The 18,773-nt window shown below is 73.6% G+C and carries 21 protein-coding genes; 14 read left to right on the top strand and 7 right to left on the bottom strand.

Annotated elements, in window-relative coordinates:
* Nucleotides 1-10: 10 nt before the first annotated feature.
* The 10 genes from AB0H75_RS28355 (at nt 11) to AB0H75_RS28310 (ending at nt 10,758) form a co-directional block, all read left to right on the top strand.
* Entirely contained in the window at nt 11-283 is a 273-nt protein-coding gene (locus AB0H75_RS28355) for a phosphopantetheine-binding protein (protein ID WP_367801256.1), read from the top strand.
* Nucleotides 280-1,620 (top strand): flavin monoamine oxidase family protein, encoded by a 1,341-nt coding sequence (locus tag AB0H75_RS28350; RefSeq protein ID WP_367801254.1) that lies wholly within the window; start codon nt 280-282, stop codon nt 1,618-1,620. The genes AB0H75_RS28355 and AB0H75_RS28350 overlap by 4 nt, the downstream gene beginning before the upstream one ends.
* On the top strand, nt 1,613-3,316 hold the full coding sequence (locus AB0H75_RS28345; RefSeq protein ID WP_367801253.1) for a class I adenylate-forming enzyme family protein: 1,704 nt from the start codon (nt 1,613-1,615) through the stop codon (nt 3,314-3,316). Before AB0H75_RS28350 ends, AB0H75_RS28345 begins: the two co-directional genes overlap by 8 nt.
* Before the next feature lie 8 nt (nt 3,317-3,324).
* Complete coding sequence (locus tag AB0H75_RS28340; RefSeq protein ID WP_367801251.1) at nt 3,325-4,686, top strand: KamA family radical SAM protein; 1,362 nt, start codon at nt 3,325-3,327, stop codon at nt 4,684-4,686.
* Entirely contained in the window at nt 4,683-5,675 is a 993-nt protein-coding gene (locus AB0H75_RS28335) for a RimK family alpha-L-glutamate ligase (protein ID WP_367801249.1), read from the top strand. Before AB0H75_RS28340 ends, AB0H75_RS28335 begins: the two co-directional genes overlap by 4 nt.
* Nucleotides 5,672-6,901, top strand: coding sequence for an AMP-binding protein (locus tag AB0H75_RS28330; RefSeq protein WP_367801247.1), 1,230 nt, complete (start codon nt 5,672-5,674; stop codon nt 6,899-6,901). The genes AB0H75_RS28335 and AB0H75_RS28330 overlap by 4 nt, the downstream gene beginning before the upstream one ends.
* Nucleotides 6,898-8,151, top strand: a complete 1,254-nt coding sequence (locus tag AB0H75_RS28325) for an MFS transporter (protein WP_367801245.1) — start codon at nt 6,898-6,900, stop codon at nt 8,149-8,151. Before AB0H75_RS28330 ends, AB0H75_RS28325 begins: the two co-directional genes overlap by 4 nt.
* Complete coding sequence (locus AB0H75_RS28320; RefSeq protein WP_367801243.1) at nt 8,148-8,996, top strand: SDR family NAD(P)-dependent oxidoreductase; 849 nt, start codon at nt 8,148-8,150, stop codon at nt 8,994-8,996. The genes AB0H75_RS28325 and AB0H75_RS28320 overlap by 4 nt, the downstream gene beginning before the upstream one ends.
* A 5-nt stretch (nt 8,997-9,001) precedes the next feature.
* On the top strand, nt 9,002-9,403 hold the full coding sequence (gene paaI / locus AB0H75_RS28315) for a hydroxyphenylacetyl-CoA thioesterase PaaI (RefSeq protein ID WP_367801370.1): 402 nt from the start codon (nt 9,002-9,004) through the stop codon (nt 9,401-9,403).
* 98 nt (nt 9,404-9,501) lie between these two features.
* Nucleotides 9,502-10,758 (top strand): phenylacetate--CoA ligase family protein, encoded by a 1,257-nt coding sequence (locus AB0H75_RS28310; RefSeq protein ID WP_367801241.1) that lies wholly within the window; start codon nt 9,502-9,504, stop codon nt 10,756-10,758.
* 6 nt (nt 10,759-10,764) lie between these two features.
* On the opposite strand, the gene AB0H75_RS28305 is transcribed toward AB0H75_RS28310, so the two are convergent.
* On the bottom strand, nt 10,765-11,949 hold the full coding sequence (locus AB0H75_RS28305) for an FAD-dependent monooxygenase (protein ID WP_367801239.1): 1,185 nt from the start codon (nt 11,947-11,949) through the stop codon (nt 10,765-10,767).
* A gap of 14 nt (nt 11,950-11,963) precedes the next feature.
* Nucleotides 11,964-12,923 carry a hypothetical protein gene (locus AB0H75_RS28300; protein ID WP_367801237.1) on the bottom strand — a complete coding sequence of 320 codons (960 nt, stop codon included), beginning with the start codon at nt 12,921-12,923 and terminating at the stop codon, nt 11,964-11,966.
* Between the two features lie 69 nt (nt 12,924-12,992).
* On the opposite strand from AB0H75_RS28300, the gene AB0H75_RS28295 reads away from it, so the two are divergent.
* A complete protein-coding gene (locus AB0H75_RS28295) occupies nt 12,993-13,712 on the top strand; it encodes a TetR/AcrR family transcriptional regulator C-terminal domain-containing protein (protein ID WP_367801236.1) in 720 nt (239 codons plus the stop codon).
* 15 nt (nt 13,713-13,727) lie between these two features.
* Here the strand turns inward: AB0H75_RS28295 and AB0H75_RS28290 are convergent, their stop codons facing one another.
* Nucleotides 13,728-14,591, bottom strand: a complete 864-nt coding sequence (locus AB0H75_RS28290) for a helix-turn-helix transcriptional regulator (RefSeq protein WP_367801234.1) — start codon at nt 14,589-14,591, stop codon at nt 13,728-13,730.
* A 153-nt stretch (nt 14,592-14,744) separates the two neighbouring features.
* Between AB0H75_RS28290 and AB0H75_RS28285 the strand changes: the two genes are divergently transcribed.
* Nucleotides 14,745-15,146 (top strand): heme-binding protein, encoded by a 402-nt coding sequence (locus tag AB0H75_RS28285; RefSeq protein WP_367801232.1) that lies wholly within the window; start codon nt 14,745-14,747, stop codon nt 15,144-15,146.
* 7 nt (nt 15,147-15,153) lie between these two features.
* Here the strand turns inward: AB0H75_RS28285 and AB0H75_RS28280 are convergent, their stop codons facing one another.
* Entirely contained in the window at nt 15,154-16,041 is an 888-nt protein-coding gene (locus AB0H75_RS28280) for a LysR substrate-binding domain-containing protein (RefSeq protein ID WP_367801230.1), read from the bottom strand.
* Nucleotides 16,042-16,175: 134 nt separating this feature from the next.
* Here AB0H75_RS28280 and AB0H75_RS28275 point away from each other — a divergent pair, with 134 nt between their 5' ends.
* Both AB0H75_RS28275 and AB0H75_RS28270 read left to right on the top strand, forming a co-directional pair.
* Nucleotides 16,176-16,526, top strand: a complete 351-nt coding sequence (locus AB0H75_RS28275) for a DUF1330 domain-containing protein (protein WP_367801228.1) — start codon at nt 16,176-16,178, stop codon at nt 16,524-16,526.
* Nucleotides 16,523-16,933, top strand: a complete 411-nt coding sequence (locus tag AB0H75_RS28270; RefSeq protein ID WP_367801226.1) for a hypothetical protein — start codon at nt 16,523-16,525, stop codon at nt 16,931-16,933. Before AB0H75_RS28275 ends, AB0H75_RS28270 begins: the two co-directional genes overlap by 4 nt.
* Nucleotides 16,934-17,000: 67 nt before the next feature.
* Here AB0H75_RS28270 and AB0H75_RS28265 read toward each other — a convergent pair whose 3' ends face one another.
* From AB0H75_RS28265 to AB0H75_RS28255, 3 genes are read right to left on the bottom strand one after another with little or no spacing between them, the layout of a single operon-like run.
* Nucleotides 17,001-17,564: a hypothetical protein gene (locus AB0H75_RS28265; protein ID WP_367801224.1), complete on the bottom strand. Its 564-nt coding sequence runs from the start codon at nt 17,562-17,564 to the stop codon at nt 17,001-17,003.
* Nucleotides 17,561-18,043 (bottom strand): SLATT domain-containing protein, encoded by a 483-nt coding sequence (locus AB0H75_RS28260; protein WP_367801222.1) that lies wholly within the window; start codon nt 18,041-18,043, stop codon nt 17,561-17,563. The genes AB0H75_RS28265 and AB0H75_RS28260 overlap by 4 nt, the downstream gene beginning before the upstream one ends.
* Complete coding sequence (locus tag AB0H75_RS28255) at nt 18,040-18,540, bottom strand: hypothetical protein (protein ID WP_367801220.1); 501 nt, start codon at nt 18,538-18,540, stop codon at nt 18,040-18,042. Before AB0H75_RS28255 ends, AB0H75_RS28260 begins: the two co-directional genes overlap by 4 nt.
* Nucleotides 18,541-18,773: the final 233 nt, after the last annotated feature.

Raw genomic sequence — 18,773 nt, 5'->3', positions numbered from 1 at the left:
AGACCATTCCGTGAATGTCCATGCCGTAGCGGACGTGTTCCGGCGCGTCCTGGAGAACCCGCGTATCGACGCCGACTCGGACTTCTTCCTGACGGGCGGGGATTCGCTGCTCGCGACCCGCGTCCTGAGCGCCGTCGCCCGCGCGAGCGGCGTCGAGCTCGCATTCGACGACTTTCTCGACGCGCCGACCCCGGCCGCCCTGGCCAGGAAGATCCAGGACGCCGGGAAGATCCCAGATACCAGGAACATCCAGGACGCCGGGAAGGTCGAGAGCCCGGCATGAGCGTCGTCGTCGTGGGAGCCGGCCTGGCCGGGCTCACCGCCGCCACCGACCTCGCGGCCCGCGGCGTCGAGGTCACCGTCCTGGAGGCCCGCGAGCGGGTCGGCGGCCGCACGCACGGCATCGAGGTCGCCCCGGGCGCCTGGGTGGACGCGGGCGCCGCGTACCTGGGGGACCGGCACACCGCGCTGGCCGCCCTGCTGGCCGAGCTGGACCTCAAGACCACCCCGACCACGATGGACGGCGCCAGCCGGTTCGCGCTCGGCGGCGCGGACCGCACCAGGGCCGGCCGGTTCCCGCCGCTGTCGGCGGTCGCGCTCGGCGAGCTGTTCGACGCGCTGGAGGAGCTGGACCGCGGCGTGCGCGCGGACGCGCCCTGGCTGTCCGCGCACGCCGCCCGGCTGGACGCGCTCACCGCGGCCGAGTGGGCCCGCGAGCACCTGCGCCATCCGGACGCGCGGCTGTTCTTCCCGCTGTTCCTCGGCGAGATGATGGCCGCCGACCCGGCGGACGTGTCCGTCCTGCACATGGCCTTCTACCTCCGCTCGGGCGGCGGGGTCCGCTACCTCAACGCCTTCGCGGGCGGCGCGCAGGAGCACCGGATCGACGGCGGCGCGCACCAGGTGTGCCGGCGGCTGGCGGCCGGGCTGGGCGAGCGGGTGCGGCTCGGCGAGCCGGTGCGCGCGATCCACCAGGACGGCGACGGCGTGACCGTCGTCACGGCCACCGCGTCGGTCCGGGCCCGCGCCGCGGTGGTCGCGGTGCCGCCGGTGCTCGCCGACGCGATCGAGTACCGGCCCGGGCTGCCGGCCCCCCGCTCCGGCACCCGTACGGCGCCCGGCTGCGCGGTGAAGGTCCACCTGGTCTACCCGGCGCCGGCCTGGCGGGAGCAGGGGCTGTCCGGCTGGTCGGTCAACGCGCGGGGCCCCTTGTTGTCCACCGTGGACGACTCGCCCGCGGCCGGCGGGGTGGGCGTGCTGACCGGGTTCGTGACCGGCAGGGAAGCGCTCGGGTACGCGGCGCTGCCCGCGGCCGAGCAGCGCGAGCGGGCGCTGGCCCAGGCCGCGCGGCTGTTCCCCGGGCTGCCCGAGCCGATCGGCTGCCACGTCACCGACTGGGTGCACGAGCGCTACAGCCGCGGTTGTTACGCGGCGCTGTTCGGGCCGGGGGACTGGACGCGGCTCGGCCCCCGGCTGGCGACCCCCCACCGGCGGGTGCACTGGGCCGGCACCGAGACCAGCACGGAGTTCTTCGGACTGATGGAAGGCGCCATCCGGTCGGGACACCGGGTGGCCGCCGAGATCGACGCGACGTACCGACGGAGGGATCTCCATGACTGACAGCACGTCCATCGCCCCCCTGGCCGTCCGGGAGGGATTCATGACCGAGCCGGGACTGGGCGCGGGCAACTTCCTCGACCACGCGCTGGCGGCCAACCCGAACCGGGCGGTGCCGTTCGTCCACAGCCACCACACCGACCACCGGGGCGAGGTGGTGCTGCGCGGCCACAGCCTCATCGACCTGGCGGCGCTGCGCGACCGGTACGCCACGTGGTACTGGGCCAACGGCGTACGGCCCGGCGAGCCGGTGGGCGTCGTGGTGGCCGAAGGGCTCGAACCCCTGCTGCACTTCCTGGCGCTCACGGCGCTCGGCGCCATCCCGACGATGGTCAACGACGCGATGCGCCCCGACGTCATGGTCCGCTACCTCGACCACGTGGGCGTCGTCGGCATCGTCGCCGACGACACGACCAGGCTGCTCCTGGCCTACCGGAACGCTCCACGGAGCCGGCCCAGGTTCATCGCCCTGGCCGCCGAGGTGCGGGCCCACGACGCCGGCTCCGGCCGGTTACCGGAGGAGTACCCCTACCGGCACGCCCCGGACGACATCGTGGCGCTGATCCACTCCTCCGGCACCACCGGCACCCCGAAGTCGACGATGCTCGGGCACCGCAGCTTCTGGGACGGCAAGCAGCCGCGGATGGTGCGCTTCCCCGCCGAGCCGTACGACAGGCTGATGTCGCTCATGCCGCACACCCACGCCGGCGGGCTCAGTTACTTCCTCACGGCGGTGCTGCTCGGGCTGCCGACCGTGGTCATGGCGGACTGGCGGCGCGCGACCGTGGAGCCGGTGATGGAGGCGTTCCAGCCGACCATGGTGGCCTCCTTCCCGAGGACGTTCGTGGAGCTGGCCACCGGCGAGCTGCCGGTCAGGGCCGCGGCGAGGGTCCACTCCTGGTTCAACACCGGCGACAGCGCCCACTACGGGCACATCGCGCGGCTGGTCCAGCTCGGCGAGCGGCCCGCCGGCCTGATCAAGTCGTGGCTGCTGCCGCGGGGCGCCGCCGCCGGCGAGCCGCTGCCCGGCTCCCAGTTCATCGACGGGCTCGGCTCCTCGGAGATGGGGATGGCGCTCTTCGGCCAGGTGACCACGCCGGAGACCCCGCGCGACGACCGGTGCGTGGGCAAGGCGCAGGACGCGGTGATCAGGGCCGCGGTGCTGGACGAGAACGGCGAGGAGGTGCCCGACGGCACCGTCGGCCTGCTGGCCGTGATCACCCCCTCGCGCACGCCCGGCTACTGGAACGACCCGAAGCTGACCAGCAGCTTCGAGCTCAACGGCTACTGGCTGACCGGGGACGTGGCGCGCAGGGACGGCGAGGGCAACTTCTACCACCTCGACCGCACCGTGGACGTCATCGACACCCTGGCGGGGCCGGTCTACAGCCTGCCCATCGAGGAGGTCCTCATCGCCGACTGCGCGGACCTCGTCCAGGACTGCTCGGTCGTCGGCGTGCCCGGCGGGGCGGGGGAGGGGCAGCGCCCGATCACCGTGGTGCGGTTGCAGGCCGGCGCCGCCGGCGCCACCGCCGAGGAGGTCATGGAGAAGGCGAACAAGGCCCTGTCCGACGCCGGTCTGGCCACGCTCGCCGCCGTGATCATCGCGCGGACCGACGAGGACTACCCGCTCGGCCCCACGGGCAAGGTGCTCAAGCGGGAGCTGCGGACCCGCCACGCGATGCTGCTCGCCGGATGAGCCATCAGATGAGCGCCGACGCCGCCCCCGGTCCGTACACCTACGCGCGCCGCCCGCTCGTCGAGCCGGACTGGCGGCGGCTGCCAGGCTGGCGCGGCGTCACCGACGCGCAGTGGCGCGATGCCCAGTGGCAGCGCGCCCACTGCGTGCAGCACGCCGGGCAACTGCGCGCGGTGGTCGGTGACCTGCTCCAGGAGTCCTTCTACGCCGACCTGGCGGCCGACCGCGCGCGGTTCGCGACCATGTCCACGCTGATCACGCCCCAGCTGCTCAACGTGATGGCGCCGGACGCCCCGGGCGATCCGGCCGCCTTCACGCGGGCGTTCCTGGCGGACCCGGTCCGCCGCTACCTGCTGCCCGTCGCCTCCGACCGGCATCCGGTCTGGCCCAGCCACCCGCGCGCGTGCCGCGACTCGCTGCACGAGGCCGAGATGTGGGTGGTGGAGGGGCTGACCCACCGCTATCCGACCAAGGTGCTGGCCGAGCTGCTGTCCACCTGCCCGCAGTACTGCGGCCACTGCACCCGGATGGACCTGGTCGGCACCTCGACCCCGCAGGTGGTCAAGGCCCGGCTCGCGCTCAGGCCCGTGGACCGGCAGGAGCTGATGCTGGACTACCTCAAGCGCACGCCCGCCGTGCGGGACGTGGTGGTCTCCGGCGGCGACCTGGCCAACCTGCCCTGGCCGCGGCTGGAGGCGTTCCTGCTGCGGCTGCTGGAGCTGGAGTCCGTACGGGACATCCGCCTGGCCACCAAGGCGCTGGTCGGCCTGCCGCAACACTGGCTCCAGCCCCGCGTGGTCGAGGGGATGGGCCGGGTGGCCGCCACCGCCCGCGCCCGCGGGGTGAACCTGGCCGTGCACACCCACGCCAACCACGCGCGCTCGGTGACGCCGCTGGTCGCCGAGGCGGCCCGGGCCCTGCTCGCGGCGGGCGTACGGGACGTGCGCAACCAGGGGGTGCTCCTGCGGGGCGTCAACACGACCCCGGGCGACCTGCTGGACCTCTGCTTCGCCCTCCAGGGCGAGGCCGGGATCCTGCCCTACTACTTCTACCTCTGCGACCTGATCCCCAACGCGGAGCACTGGCGGATCCCGCTCCACCGGGCGCAGCGGCTGCAGGAGGCCATCATGGGCTACCTGCCGGGCTACGCCACGCCGCGGCTCGTGTGCGACGTGCCCTACGTCGGCAAGCGCTGGGTCCACCAGGTGGCGGAGTACGACCGGGAGCGCGGCATCTCGTACTGGACCCAGAACCACGGGACCGGGCTCCGGCCGGTCGAGCCGGACCGCCGCTTCCCCTACTACGACCCGATCGACACCTTGCCCGAGCCGGGCCGCCGCTGGTGGGCCGGCGGAGAGGGACGACCATGACCCCGAGCACGCTGCGCCGCATGTGCTGGATCTTCCCCGATCGCGAGTCCACCCGGGCCACCGCGATGTGGCATCCCTTCTTCTGGGACCTCTACGCCGACGTGGCCGCCGAGCTGGGCCTGAGGTGGAGCAGGCACGCGCCGGACGCGGTGACGGTGGACGGCCTGGAGCCCGGCAAGCCGCGCGTCTACGTGGACGACGAGCCCGTCACCCCCGAGGACACGCTCTTCATCACCGCGCTGTACTCCCTGCCCTACCAGTCGATGGACGTCTTCAACCAGTACGCGCTGTACGCCGTGCTGGAGCAGGCCGGCTTCTACCTGCCGTTCCCGCCGGGCCTGTCGCCCGTCGCCAACGACAAGCTGGCCACGATCCTCCTCCTGCGCGACTCGCCCGTGCCGCCGGTGCCCACGCTCCGCATCGGGACGGGGCGCGACACCAGCAAGCACCTGTACGAGGTGGCGCTGGAGAGCCTGACCTACCCGGCCATCGTCAAGCCGGCCGGGTGGTGCGGCGGCGGCGGGGTGAACCTGGCCCGCGACGCCGAGGAGATCCGCGGCCTGGCCAGCCTGGCGCAGGGCGGCGACACCACGCTCGTGATCCAGCCCTACCTGGGCGACGGCACGGTGGACTACCGGGTCTACGTCATCGACGGCGAGCCGTACGCCGTGATGAAGCGCATCCCCGAGCCCGGCTCGCCGGTCGCCAACGCCAGCCGGGGCGGCGCGATGGAGTTCCCGCCCGTCCCGCCCGAGCTGGCCGAGGCGACGGCGTACTTCTACGAGAAGCTGCCCCTCCCCTTCTTCTGCGTCGACTTCCTGTTCGACGGCGAGCGGTACTGGCTCTCCGAGCTCGAACCCGACGGGGTGATCGCGCCCGACTTCGGCGACCCCCACCGCACGCTCCAGCGCGACATCACCCGGGCCCGCTGGACGGCCTACCGCGACGCCCACACCCGCTGGCTGACCGAAAGTCAGGTGAAGAAATGACCGGATCGTTCTCGTTGCCGCCCGAGGCGGCCGAGCCGCGCCTGCACGTCCCGAGGCGGACCCTGGAACGGCTCAAGGGCGTGCCCGCGCTCGCGCCGCGCTACGCCGGCTGCGGCAAGGTGCTCACGCTGGAGGACGTCACCGCGCTTCCCCCGCTGGTGAAGGACGACCTGAACGTGGCGCTGGCCCACCTGGCGCCCAAGGCCGGGCGGGGCGCCACCTGGCTCTTCCAGAGCGGCGGCAGCACCGGCGCGCCCAAGGTCGGCTACGCCCCCACCGGGTTCTACATGGCCGGCGTGTACGAGCAGTGGCGCCCGCTGGAGCCGGACGACGTCTTCGTCAACGGCTGGGGCGCCGGCCGCATGTGGGGCGCCCACTTCCTGGCCGCCGCCTTCGCCGACCTGTCCGGCTGCCGGGTGATCGCGCTGGGCTCGGTGGCGAGGGAGGAGTACGGCGACTGGCTGGAGTTCTTCGCCGCCCAGGGCGTGACCGCGTTCGGCGGCACCCCCAGCGTGCTGCGGCTGTGGTTCGCGCACGCGCGGGCCACCGGCGTGCGCCTGCCCGCGCTGCGCAAGGTGCTCTGGCTCGGCGAGGCGTGGCACCCGCAGCTCGACGAGGACCTGGCCGTGGTGGCGCCGGACGCGCGCCGCTGGGGCATGTTCGGCAGCACGGAGACCTGGGTCGTCGGCACCAACACCCCGCAGTGCCCGCCGGACGTCTTCCATCCGCTGCCCGCGCAGCTCGTCCACGCCGACGCCGACGAGCTGCTGGACTTCACCACGCTCGACCCGGACGTGCTCAACCCGGTGCTGCGCTACCGCACCGGCGACGCCGGCCGCTTCGTGACGTGCGGGTGCGGCCGGGAGGGCCGGGCGCTGCGGCTGCTGGGCCGCCGCGACTCGGTGGTGCAGGTCCGCGGCCTGGGGCTGCACGTGGACGACATCGTCGCCCGGGCCGAGCGCGAGCCGGGCGTCTCCAGGGCGCAGGTCCTCATCACCGAGCAGCGCGGCCGGGTCTCCACGGTGGACGTGCTGCTGCTGACCGGCCGGGACGCGCCGCCGGACCTGCCCGAACGGCTGCGCCGGGAGCTCATGTCCGCGACGTTCACGATCAGCACGGCGTTCCAGCACGACCCGCACGCCTTCCGGGTCAGGGCCGTGGACGCGCTGATCAGCAACGAGCGCACCGGCAAGACCGCCGGCTTCGTCGTGCGGGAGGAGCCGTGAGGCCACCGCGCTCCCTGGGCAGGCAGTTCAACCTGTACTGGGGCGGCCAGACGGTGAGCCTCGTCGGCGACCGGATCACGGTGTTCGTGATCCCGACGCTGATGATCTTCGTGTTGCACGCCTCCGCGTTCGAGGTGGGCGTCGTGGCCATGGCCCAGTACCTCGGCATCCCCCTGCTGGGGCCGGTCGCCGGGGTGCTGGTGGACCGGTGGGACAAGCGCCTGACCATGCTGATGTGCGACGTCGTGCGGCTGGTGGCGGTGGCGGCGATCCCCGTGGCGTACTGGGCCGGGGTGTTGTCCACCCCGCTGCTGTTCGTCTGCGTGGCGGTGATCAGCGGCGCGACGATCTTCTTCAACGTCGGCTACCTCGTCGCCGTGCCCACCACGGTGCCGGAGGACAAGCTGGTGCGGGCGTACTCGCGCCTGGAGGGCAGCAGCACGGTGTCCGAGGTGGCCGGGCCGTCGATCGCGGCGGGCCTGTACCACGTGCTCGGGGTGGCCGCGCTGCTCGTGGACGCGGCCAGCTACCTGGTCTCCGCGGCGTGCTTCCGCGCGATGCGGCCCTGGGGGGTCAGGACCGTCCAGCAGGGCTCGGTGTGGTCGCGGCTGGTGCTGGGGTTCCGGCTGAACTGGGCCGATCCGGTGCTGCGCCGGGTGGTCGTGGCGGCCGTGACCCTGAACTCGGGCGGCCCGGTCTTCGTCACGGTCCTGCCGGTGCTGGCCTACCAGGGCCTGGGCATCCCGGTGGGCGTGTTCGGGGCGGCGATGTCGGCCGGGGCGGGCGGCGCGGTGATCGGCGCGCTCGTCGCGCCCAGGATCAGCGACCGGCTGGGCCTCGGCCGGACGATGGCCTGGGGGCTGCTGCTGCACTGCCTGGTCGGCCTGGGCATCCTCGCCGCGCCCGCACTGCCCGCCGCGCCCGTCATCGGCGTGACGTTCGGCTGTTACGGCTTCTTCATGTCGTGCATCAACGTCTGCAGCGCGCCGATCCGCCAGTCGCGGATGGCGGCCGAGAACCAGGGCGTGATGCACGCGGCGTTCCGCAGCGTGACGTGGGGGGTGATCCCGCTGGCCGCGCTCGCCGGGGGCACGGCGGTCACCCTGCTGACCGGCGGGCTGGGCGTGCTCGGCGCGGCCAAGGTGGTCATGGCCGGCGGCACGCTGCTGGCCGCGTTCTCGTTCCTGCCCGCCGTGGGGATCCAGCCGCTGCTGGACCGGGCCAGAGCACTGGAGAGGAGCCCGGCATGATCGTGCTGATCACCGGTACGTCGTCCGGCATCGGCCTGGCGACCGCGGTCACCGCCGCCAGGGCCGGGCTCACCGTGGTGGCGACGATGCGCGACCCGGCCAGGGCCGGCGCGCTGCGCGAGGAGGCCGGCCGGGCCGGGGTGGCGCTTGACGTGCGCCGGCTCGACGTCACCGACGCCGCGTCCATCGCCTCGTGCCTCCAGGGCGTGCGCGAGGAGTACGGGCGACTGGACGCGGTGGTCAACAACGCCGGCGTCTCCAACTTCGACCCGACGATGGAGATGTCCACGATGGAGGCCCTGCGGGCCAACCTGGAGGTGAACTTCTTCGGCGTCATCGCCGTGAGCCGGGTCGCGATGCCGCTGCTGCGCGCCGCCCGTGGCCGCCTGCTGACGATCGGCAGCGTGCACGGCGTCGTCGGGCAGCCGTTCAACGAGGCGTACGCGGCGGCGAAGTGCGCCGTCGAGGGGTTCATGGAGAGCCTGGCGCCGGTGGCGGCCGCGCACGGGGTGCGGGTCGGCGTGGTCGTGCCGGGCTTCGTCCCGGACACCGAGTTCGGGATTTTTCCGGACATCAACCGGGGGACCATCCGCGACGCCTCCGGGCCGTACGCGCCGACCTTCGACGCCTACCTCGACTGGGTGCGCGGCGCGGGCTGGGAGGCGGCCGGCCAGTCCAAGTGGGAGGTGGCCGAGGTGGTGGTGCGCGCGCTGGGCGAGGACGATCCGCCGTTCCGGATCCCCACCAGCGACTGGGTGTCGGCGTACCTGGCGCGCAAGCTCGCCGACCCCGACGGGTCGGCCGTGCAGCGCCTGGCCAGGACCTGGATCGGGGTTCCGGCGTGAGCGGCATGAACGCCGAGGACCCGGCCTGCCGCTCGCTCGGCATCGTGCTGGAGGAGGTGGCCGCCGGCCGGGCGCGGCTGCGGATGCGGATCACCGCCGAGATGGTGAACGGCCACGGCATCGCCCACGGCGGCTACCTGTTCCTGCTCGCCGACGCCGCGTTCGCGTACGCCTGCAACAGCCACGGCCGCGTCACGCTGGCGCACAGCGCGCAGGTGACGTTCCTGCGCCCGGCCGCGCCCGGCGACGAGCTGGTGGCCGAGGCCACGGAGCGCGTCAGGTACGGCAGGAACGGCGTCTACGACGTCACCGTGCGCCGTCCGGCCGGCGAGGTCGTCGCGGAGTTCCGCGGCCAGAGCGTGACGGTCGCCGGCAGGGCGCCGGGCGACGACGGCAAGCACCCGTGACCACCACCAGGACCGGATCGACCACCAGGACCGGATCCACCACGAGGACCGGATCCACCACCAGGACCGGATCCACCACGAGGACCCAGGAGAGACCCATGCCCGCCAAATCCCTGCGCGACCTGGTCGACTTCGCCCGGCGCCACTCGCCCTTCTACGCGCGGGCCTACCGCGACGTGCCCGACGGCGCCGACGACCTCGCCCAGTTGCCGATCATCGACCAGACGGCCTTCTGGGCCGCGAACGTCTACCCGGACAACCGGCTGCTGACCGGGCCGCTCACCGACGCCGGCGTCTACACCTCGGGCGGCACCACCGGCGCGCCGAAGTTCTCCCCGTGGACCCGGGCGGAGCACGCCGACTCGGTGACCGCGTTCGGCGCGGGCCTGGTCCGGGCCGGGCTGAAGCCGGGGCACCGGGTGGCGAACCTGTTCTCGGCCGGCGAGATGTACGGGGGTTTCCTCTACATCGAGCACGCCCTGCACAACGCCCCCGTGGAGAACGTCCGGCTGCCCATCGCCTGCCACGCGCCCGACGACTCCATCGCCGACCTGATCGCGTACTTCGGCGTGGACGTGCTGGCGGGCCCGCCGATGAAGCTCGCGGCCGTGGCCGGCGCGGTGACCGCCCGCGGGCAGGTGGCCGACACGGTGGAGCTGCTGCTGTTCGCCGGCGACTTCCTCTTCGACGACCTGCGCCCCCAGCTCGCCAAGGCGTTCCCCGGGGCCGCGATCGCCTCGCTCGGCTACGCCTCGGTGGACGCCGGGCTGGTCGGCGCCCCGGTGCCGGGCGACGACGTACGCGTCCACGAGGCCTTCGCCGACCGCACCCTGGTGGAGCTGGTGGACGACACGACCGGCGAGCCGATCACCGAGCCCGGGGTGCCCGGCCGGGTGATCGTCACCAACCTGTTCAGGACGCTGATGCCGATCATCCGCTACCCGGCCGGGGACCTGGCGGAGTGGACCGGCCCGGACCGCCGCGGGTTCCGGCTGCTCGGCAGGTCCGCCGAGGGCGCCAGGGTGGAGACGGTGTCGATGTCCACGGAGGCCGTCCGCGCGGTCCTCGCCGCGGCCGACCCGGACCGGGCCATGACGGGGATGCAGATGGTCCAGCGCCGCTGGGACGGCAAGGACGGGCTGACGCTGCGGCTGGCCTGCACGGAGGAGCCGCCGCCCGAGCTGACGCGGCGGCTCATCGACGCCGTGTACGCGGCCAGGCCGCTGTACCCCCAGACGGTGGCGGAAGGGGGCGTCCATCCGCTGACCATCGAATGGGTACGCCCTTCGGAGCTGGTGCTGCACCCCCGTACCGGGAAGGTGTTGCAGGTCGTGGACGAACGCCCCCGCTCCTGACCCGGCTCACGCCGGTGCCGCGGCGCGGGCCCTCGCCAGCCTGCGCTCCCGCGCCGCGCACGCGAGGCGCACGACCACCGAGCGGAGGGCCTCGGCCGGCCGGTTCGACGGCACGAAGAGCTGCTTCTTGATCCGGGCGAGGTGCTGGTGCCTGGTGACGGACGGGCGCAGCCGCGACTCCCAGGCGGCCAGCGCGGCGCCGAGGTCGCCGGGGCTCTCGCGCAGCGCCCGGCCGAGCCCGGCGCCGCCCTGGAGCGCGAAGGTGGCGCCCATGCCCGAGTAGAGGTTCAGGCACCACGCCGCGTCGCCCACGAGCACGACCTTCCCTTTGCTCCACCGGGGCATCCTCACCTGGTGCACCGAGTCGAACAGGAACTCCGGCGCCTGTTCCAGGGAGCTCAGGGCGTGCCGCACCACGGGGTCGTCCATGTCGGAGAACGCGGCGCGCAGCCGCTCGATCCTGGATCCGGCGAACTCCGCCGCGACGTCCTGGGTGCGGTAGGTCAGCAGGGCGGTCGGGGGCCGGTCGGCGAACCCGAACACCCACGCCCCCCGGCCCGCGCGGGCGCTGATGAGGCTGTCGGCCTCCTCGAAGGACGGCACCTGCTCCTGGAGCTGGAACGCGCAGATGATCGCGTTCCAGCTCGTCATGTAGTCCTCGTGCGGGCCGAAGACCGTGCGGCGCACGCTCGACCGCATTCCGTCGGCGCCGACGAGCAGGTCGAAGCGCTCGGGGTACCGCTCGCCGGTGCCGGCGTCCTCCAGCAGCACCCGCAGGTCGGCGCCGGTGTCGCTGATCTCGACGGGCCGCGTCGCGAACCGCACGGGGACGGCCCCGCCCGTCCCGTCGCCGCGGGTGCCCCGCCAGAGCGCGTCCTCGATGTCCCCGCGGACCACCGCCGCGGGAGCGCCCGGCTGGTGCAGGAACCCCAGGCCGGGCTGGAGGCGCCCGCGCCGGGTCAGCGACCACGCCTTCCCGCCGTCGGGCGGGTTGCGGGTGTGCAGGTGGCCGGCGATGCCGAGGTCGGCGGCGGCCTGCCGGCCGTCCGGCATGAGGCCGACGAAGTAGCCGCCCCTCCGGCGCTCGGGGGCGCGCTCGACGATGACCGGCTGCCAGCCGGCCTGCCGCAGCCCGATCGCCGCGGCCATCCCGGCGATCCCGAGCCCGACGACCAGTGCGCGCTTCCGCATGGTGACGCTTCCCTTCATTCCGGGACGACGACGGCGCGGGTGCGCCCCTGGTGCGCCCATGCCTCGCCGACGCGGCCGAGCGGGAAGGTGGTGTACGGCACGTCGAAGGTGCCGTCAGCGAACCGGGTGATGAGCTCGGGGAACGCGCCGATCATCTCGGCCTTGGAGACCGAGCCCGCGCCGCTGCCGCTGATCCGGATCCGCCGGCTGCGCAGCAGCGCCGAGGGCAGCGCCGCCTCGCTCCCGGCGAGCGAGCCGATCTGCACGTAGTCGACCGCCGTGCCCTTGTCGCCCGCGCCGGCCTTCCCCAGGGCGGCGAACGCGGCCTCGGCGACGGGACCCCACACGAAGTCGAGCACGAGCGTGGGCCGCGTCTCGGCGACGGCGGCGGCGAGGGCGGCCGCCCCGGCGCCGGGTGCCGCGCCCGCGAGCGGGACGGTGACCGCGCCGAGGCCGCGCAGCCGCTCCAGCGCCTCGTGGTCACGCCCGGCCGCGACGACCTGCTTCGCGCCGAGGGACAGCGCCGCCCGCACGGCCAGGCCGCCCGACATGCCGGTCGCCCCGAGCACCAGCACGGTGCCCAGCCCGCCCACCTCCTCGCGGTGGCCGACCAGCGGCATCCAGCCCGCCACGGCGGGGTTCATGCCGGCGGCCACCGCGAGCGGATCGGCCCCGGCGGGCACCTCCACCTCGAACGGGGTGACCAGCCATTCGGCCATCGTGCCCCACGGCGGCCGGGACAGGCCGGTGTAGACCAGCCGCCCGTCGCCGGTCCTGGCCACGGCGTCGATGCCGGGCACGAGCGGGTAGACCTGGCCGCTGCCGTAGTGGCGGCCGGAGGCCAGCCCGCGGACGACGTGGTGCAGGCCCGCGCCCACGAGCCTCAGTGGTTCCCGGCCCGGTTGCCGCTCGGGGTCGGGGAAGTCGGCGCAGACGGGGACGGATTCCGGGGTGTGAACGACCGCGGCACGCATGACACGCTCCTGAACTTAGTTCAATTCTGCCGAGATCAACCGTGCCTGAACTTTGTTAAGCTGTCAACCGTGGCGAAGGGCATCACGCGGGAGCGGATCGTGGCGGCGGCGCTCGACCTGCTCAACGAGCAGGGCATGGACGCCCTCACCGTCCGCGCGCTGGCCTCCCGGCTCGGCGTGGGGGCCCCGGCGCTCTACTGGCACGTCCGCAACAAGCAAGAGCTGCTCGACGAGATGAGCACGTTCGTCATGCGCCGCGTCACCGACGCCCTCGCGGCGATCGCCCCCGGCTCCGGCTGGCGTGACGGCCTGGCCGCCTACGCCCGCGTCCTGCGCTCCGAATACCTGCTCCACCGGGACGGCGCGCGCATCTTCAGCGGCACGCGCCTGTCCGACCCCGCGGTGGTCAAGGCGAAGGAGCCCTGGCTCGCGCGCCTGACCGGCGCCGGGTTCTCGCTGGCCGAGGCCGACGACGCCGTCGATCTGGTCACCGCGTTCGTGGTCGGCTTCGTCATCGAGGAGCAGGAGCGCGGCCAGTCCGCCGGCGCCGACCCGGCCCGCTACTCCCTCGCCGGGCGCGACGCCTGGCTGGGCGAGGGCGCCGAGCTGGTCAAGGCCGCCGGGCACCTCCGCGACGACGGCGACCGGCGCTTCGAGCGGCAGCTCGGCATCGTCCTCGACGGCCTGTCGGCCCGGCTGCCGGGCTCCGGCGGCGGGCAGGAGGCCGCACGCGGGGACGGGCAGGAGGCCGCACGCGGGGACGGGCGGTCCTCGCCGGACCGGAGGTGAGATCCCGGCGACCGGTCAGGTGGCGCTGGGCCGGGGCTCGGCCGTCCAGGAGTGGAGGAAACGCAGGGCCTGGCCGGCCGGCGAGTGGGGCGGGGCGGTGTAGACGACCAGGGTCTGGTCGTGGCGGGCGTTGATCCGCAGGGCCTGCCAGTCCAGCTCGACAGGGCCGGTCACGGGGTGGTGGAAGGTCTTGCGGCCCTGGTCGGCGGCCTTGACGGTGTGGCTGCTCCACCAGCGGCGGAAGTCCTCGTCGCGGACGGACAACTCGCCGATCAGCGCGGTCAGGCGTTCGTCGTGGGGGTGGGCGGCGGCGGCCATGCGCAGGCGGGCGACGGCGTCGCGGGCGACGCTCTCCCAGTGGGCGTACAGGCCGCGGACGCGGGGCTCCAGGAACACCAGGCGCACCAGGTTGCGGTGGCCGGCCGGCAGTTGGGCGAAGTCCAGGAACAGGGCGGCGGCCGGCGGGTTCCAGGCCAGGATGTCCATGCGGCGGCCCAGCACCAGGGCGGGGGCGGCGGCGGCGGCCAGGCTGTCGAGCAGGGCCGCGGTGGGGGCGCTGATCCCGGGCATGCCGCCGTCCTGGGCGTCGGTCCGGGAGCGGGGCCGGGCGGGGGGTCTGGCGAGCGTCCTCAGGTAGACCTGCTCGTCGTCGGTCAGGCGCAGGGCCCGGCCGATTCCGGCGAGCACGGCCTCCGAGACGCCCGTGGTGCGGCCTTGCTCAAGCCGGGTGTAGTGGTCGACGCCGACGTCGGCCAGCATCGCCACCTCCTCGCGGCGCAGTCCGGCGACGCGGCGCAGCCGGTGGCCGGCGGATAACCCGACGTCTTGGGGAGTGAGGGCGGCACGTTTGGCCTTGAGGAAGTCTCCCAGTTCGCTCATGGTCACCAGTATGGGCAGGTGAGGCCCGTTCTGCCTGGGTGTGGTGATCCCTGGAACGTCCGGCCCGGGCGGAAGCGGTCCTGCCGGAGGCCGGCGGGGGCGGGTCACAGTGGTGGCGTTCGTGACGGACCCCGAGGAATCAAGGAGCATGCGATGACCGTGCTGACGCTCAAGGACGCCGTTCGCCGCGCGGAGGCCGGGATGTCCAGGGCCGCCGAGCTGGGAGTGGAGGTGAACATCGCGCTCGTGGACGCCGGCGGGCACCTGCTGCACTTCGTGCGGATGGACCGGGCATGGCTCGGCTCGATCGACATCGCGCTGAAGAAGGCCAGGACCGCGGTGCTGTTCCGGATGCCGACCGCGGTGATCGGGCAGCTCTCCCAGCCGGGCGGCCCCTGCTACGGCATCGAGGTCACCAACGACGGGCTGGTCTCTTTCGGCGGCGGAGTGCCGATCACCGACGAGCACGGCCGCACCGTCGGCGCGGTCGGGGTGTCCGGCGGCGACGTCCAGCAGGACACCCAGGTCGCCGAGGCGTGCCTGGCCGCGGACTGACCCGCCCTCAGCGCCGCAGGCCGGGGGCGACGTCCTCGGCGGTCCGCGCGAGGGCGCGGATGAGGTCGGTCTCGACGGCGGTGCGCCAGACGAGGGCCCAGCGGGAGAGCGGGGCGTCGTGGATCGGGACGTAGGCGATGTCGGAGCGCGTCATGTAGCGGGCGGCGTGCAGGTGGACCGGTGACATGGCCTCGCCGCCGGCGATGACCGGGATCATCTCCATGAAGTGGGAGACGTGCGGCCCGACGGGGATCGGCCGGCCGCTCGGGGTGTGGGTGGGAACCAGCGCCTCGCGCCAGTAGGCGGGGCGGGCGCCGCCCATGACGGTGTGGTCGGCGAGGTCCTCCAAGGACACCGACTCCCTGCCGGCCAGGGGGTGCGCGGGCGAGAGCGCGAGCACGACGGGCTCGGTGTAGACGACCGGGCCGACCGTGAGGTCGGGTTCGTCGACGGGGAGCCAGATGAGCGCGACGTCGATCTCCCCCCTGCGCAGGGTGCCGAACGGGTCGCCGAAGTCCACGCTGCGGATCTGCAGGTCGCATGCGGGACGGCGGGCCTTGAAGGCGTCGAACAGGGGCCGGAGATCCTGGGGGTTGTGCCCGACCATGCCCAGCCGCAGGGTCCCGGCCATGCCCTGGGCGGTGCGGACGGCTCGCTCGATGCCCTCGCGCAGGCCCCGGTACATGGGCTGGAGGTCCTCGAAGAGTTGCCGGCCGATCGGCGTCAGGGCCACGTTGCGGTTGTCGCGGTCGAACAGGGCGGCACCGATGCGGCGTTCCTGCTTCTTGATCGCCTGGCTGACGCGGGCCTGGGTCACGTGCAGCCGCTGGGCCGTCCGGCCGAAGTGCAGCTCCTCGGCCAGTGCCAGGAAGATCTCGATGTCGCGAAGCTCCACCTCCGGCACCCCTTGGATTGATTAGCGGTGGGTTATGGCATGGTACCGGACTTGTCGTTGTTCGCCGGGCGCCGGACGGCCAGGCTGAGAGCGATCACGGAAGAGATAGGCCGGCGAGTTCCGATGGAGGAATGATGACCGCTTACATGCTCGCGCACCTGCGCAGGTCCGCCGAGGTGCACCCCGAGGTGCTGGAGTACCTGGAGAGGATCCAGCCGGCGCTGGACCCCTTCTCGGGCCGGTTCCTCGTGCACGGAGGGGCGCTGGAGGTCCGGGAGGGGCAGTGGCCCGGGGACGTCGTGCTCGTGGAGTTCCCGTCGATGCGGCACGCGCGCGACTTCTACGACTCGGCCGCCTACCAGGAGATCAAGCCGCTGCGCACCGCCCACCTCGAAGGCGACCTGATCATCGTGGACGGTGTCGACCCCGGCCACGACTCGACCGAGATGGCCGCCGCACTGCGCGCCACCGAAGGAAGACCATGACATTGGACGGCCTCCGCCCGGACGAGCGGCTGGCGCCGGCGCGAGAGCTGCGCGACCACCTGGAACGCTGGTCCCACGTGAGCGGGATCGCCGTGGAGGTGTGGGCGCTGCCCCGCGACCCCCTGGCCGCCCCGCTCGCGGAGCTGGTCCGGGCCACGGTGCTCGACGTCCTGGACGGCTTCGCGGCGGACGGCACGGTGCGGCACGTGGGCTTCGCGCTCACCGCGGGCGCCCGCGGCCTGCGCCTGACCGTCAGCGGCGACGGCGTCGGGATACCGCCGAAGCGGCTCGTCGAACGCCTGCGCGCCGCCCGCGGCCGGTTCGCGGAACTGGGCGGCGAGCTGTCGGTGAGCACGGTACTCGGCGGCGGGGTGACGGTCGGCGCGGCGGTGCCCGCGATCGGATGACCGCGCGAGCACCCGGGTCCGGGAGGCGGCCCTTCCTCGGCGCCCTTGCGCACCGCGGTCGCCCCGTTCATGATGCCCTCGGCCGGACGGTCGTCGGGTCGATCAGCCGGAGCCGAGGGTCGCCCGGGGAGTAGCCGAGCCGCTCGACGAAGTCGGCCGTGCCGCCGGGGGCGTCGCCCGGCCGGCCGTCCCACACGACGACGGCCCGGGGGGATCCGTCGATGCGTCTCGCGGTTTCGATCATCCAGGCGTTGGCGAGGGCGAACACCGACGCGCCCGCGGCGGGCTCGCCCGCGGGAAGGACCTCGACCTCCACCCGGGGGAGCAGGGAGGTGAACCGGTCCAGCCACGAGGTGCCGGGCAGGTGGACGGACTCCCGGGCGAACTCCTCAGGGGGGAGCGCCAGGCGGAGCTTCACGGTGGCGCGCCGCCGCAACCCCAGCTCGGCGCCGATGATGTCCGCGCCCCGCGCCCCGCCACAGATGAGCGTGGAGTGCGGGCCGATCGCCCATTCGTCGAACACGGCGCTCATCTCGCCGGTCACCCTCCCGACGGCGGCCTGCGGGAAGCGGGGGGAGGGCCGGCCGGGACGGTCGACAAGGTGCCCGCTGACCAGAAGTACGCGTGTCACTCGTCCATCATCGTCGAGGGCGCCGCCGAGCGGGGTGGACGGTCCTCCTCCGCCATCAGCTGGCCCCATTGGCCGTTCTCCACGCGGAAGATCTGCTCGACCCGCTCGACCTCCGCGGACATGTCCGCGTGGGGAGGGGCGGAGTCCCAGGCGATCGCCGCGGCCGCCAGGCCCATCGCGGCGTCCGCGTAGAGCTTCTGCAGCTTGGCGAAGCCGATGAGCGATTCGAAGGCGGTGACCGCCGCCGCCAGCGCGGCCAGGAAGGCCGCCACCACGCCGCAGGCCGCCCGCCCGCCGGCCGTGGTGAACTGGCCGGCGAGACCGGCCAGCGCGGCGGCGAAGAGCAGGAGGTTGCGCAGCACGATCACCTGATGGTGGGCGGCGCCGTACTCCCGGCTCCGCTCCTCGTAGTATCCGCGCTGGTCCGCGATGCGCAGGCGGGAGTACAGCTCGCGGAACTCGCTCTCGCGCCCCGTCATTCCGGCTCCCGGTCGTGCTGGACGGCCAGGACGGCACGGCGCAGGTACAGGAGCCGGTCGGCCGGGCCGGACGGCTCGCTCCTGGCCAGGAACCGGAAGCACAGCGCGCGCAACCGCTCGGCCTTCACCCGCGCCGTCAGGTAGCTCTGGAGGGATTCGCTCTCGCTCGTGTAGCGCGCGCCGGCGGCCAGGGCCAGCCCGATCACCGTCAGCAGGGCCGTGGGCCAGCGCTGGTCGGGGAAGACCGCCTGGAGCCCGCCGAGCCCGGTCAGGAGCGTGGACCCGAGCAGGATCACCAACTGCTGCCGCCGGTAGCGGTTCTGGTCGCGCAGGGCCGTGAGGTCGTAGTCGGTGAAGACCGGGACGAGCTCCCGATCGATCATCTCGAAATCCCCGGCGAGGGCGGGATAGTTGGCCCGGTCGGCGGGCGGGATGATCGGCTGTGACGTCGCCGGCGCGCGGAGCGTGGGAAACCTGGCCAGCAGGGGCATTCTCATGGTCGGAAACCTTCCGGTTCGACAGGTGTTTTCCCGGAGCCCGGCCGGCGAAAAGCCCTCCCTGAGGCGGGAGGAAGGCCGATCGCCGTTCGCCACCGCACACCTCCCTATCGGAAGGAGCGCGACAGGCGTAACAAGCGGTGCGGGGATTCGGCGCCCGGCATTACCAGTGCCTGGTCCACGCCGTTCGCCGGGTGGGGAAATTCGAAAATCCCTCGTACCGGATTATCGCC

This window comes from Nonomuraea sp. NPDC050783 (assembly GCF_040802095.1).
Classification (GTDB): Bacteria; Actinomycetota; Actinomycetes; order Streptosporangiales; family Streptosporangiaceae; genus Nonomuraea.
Note: the sequence above shows the minus strand (reverse complement) of the source record. Positions and strands in the feature narration are given on the sequence as shown.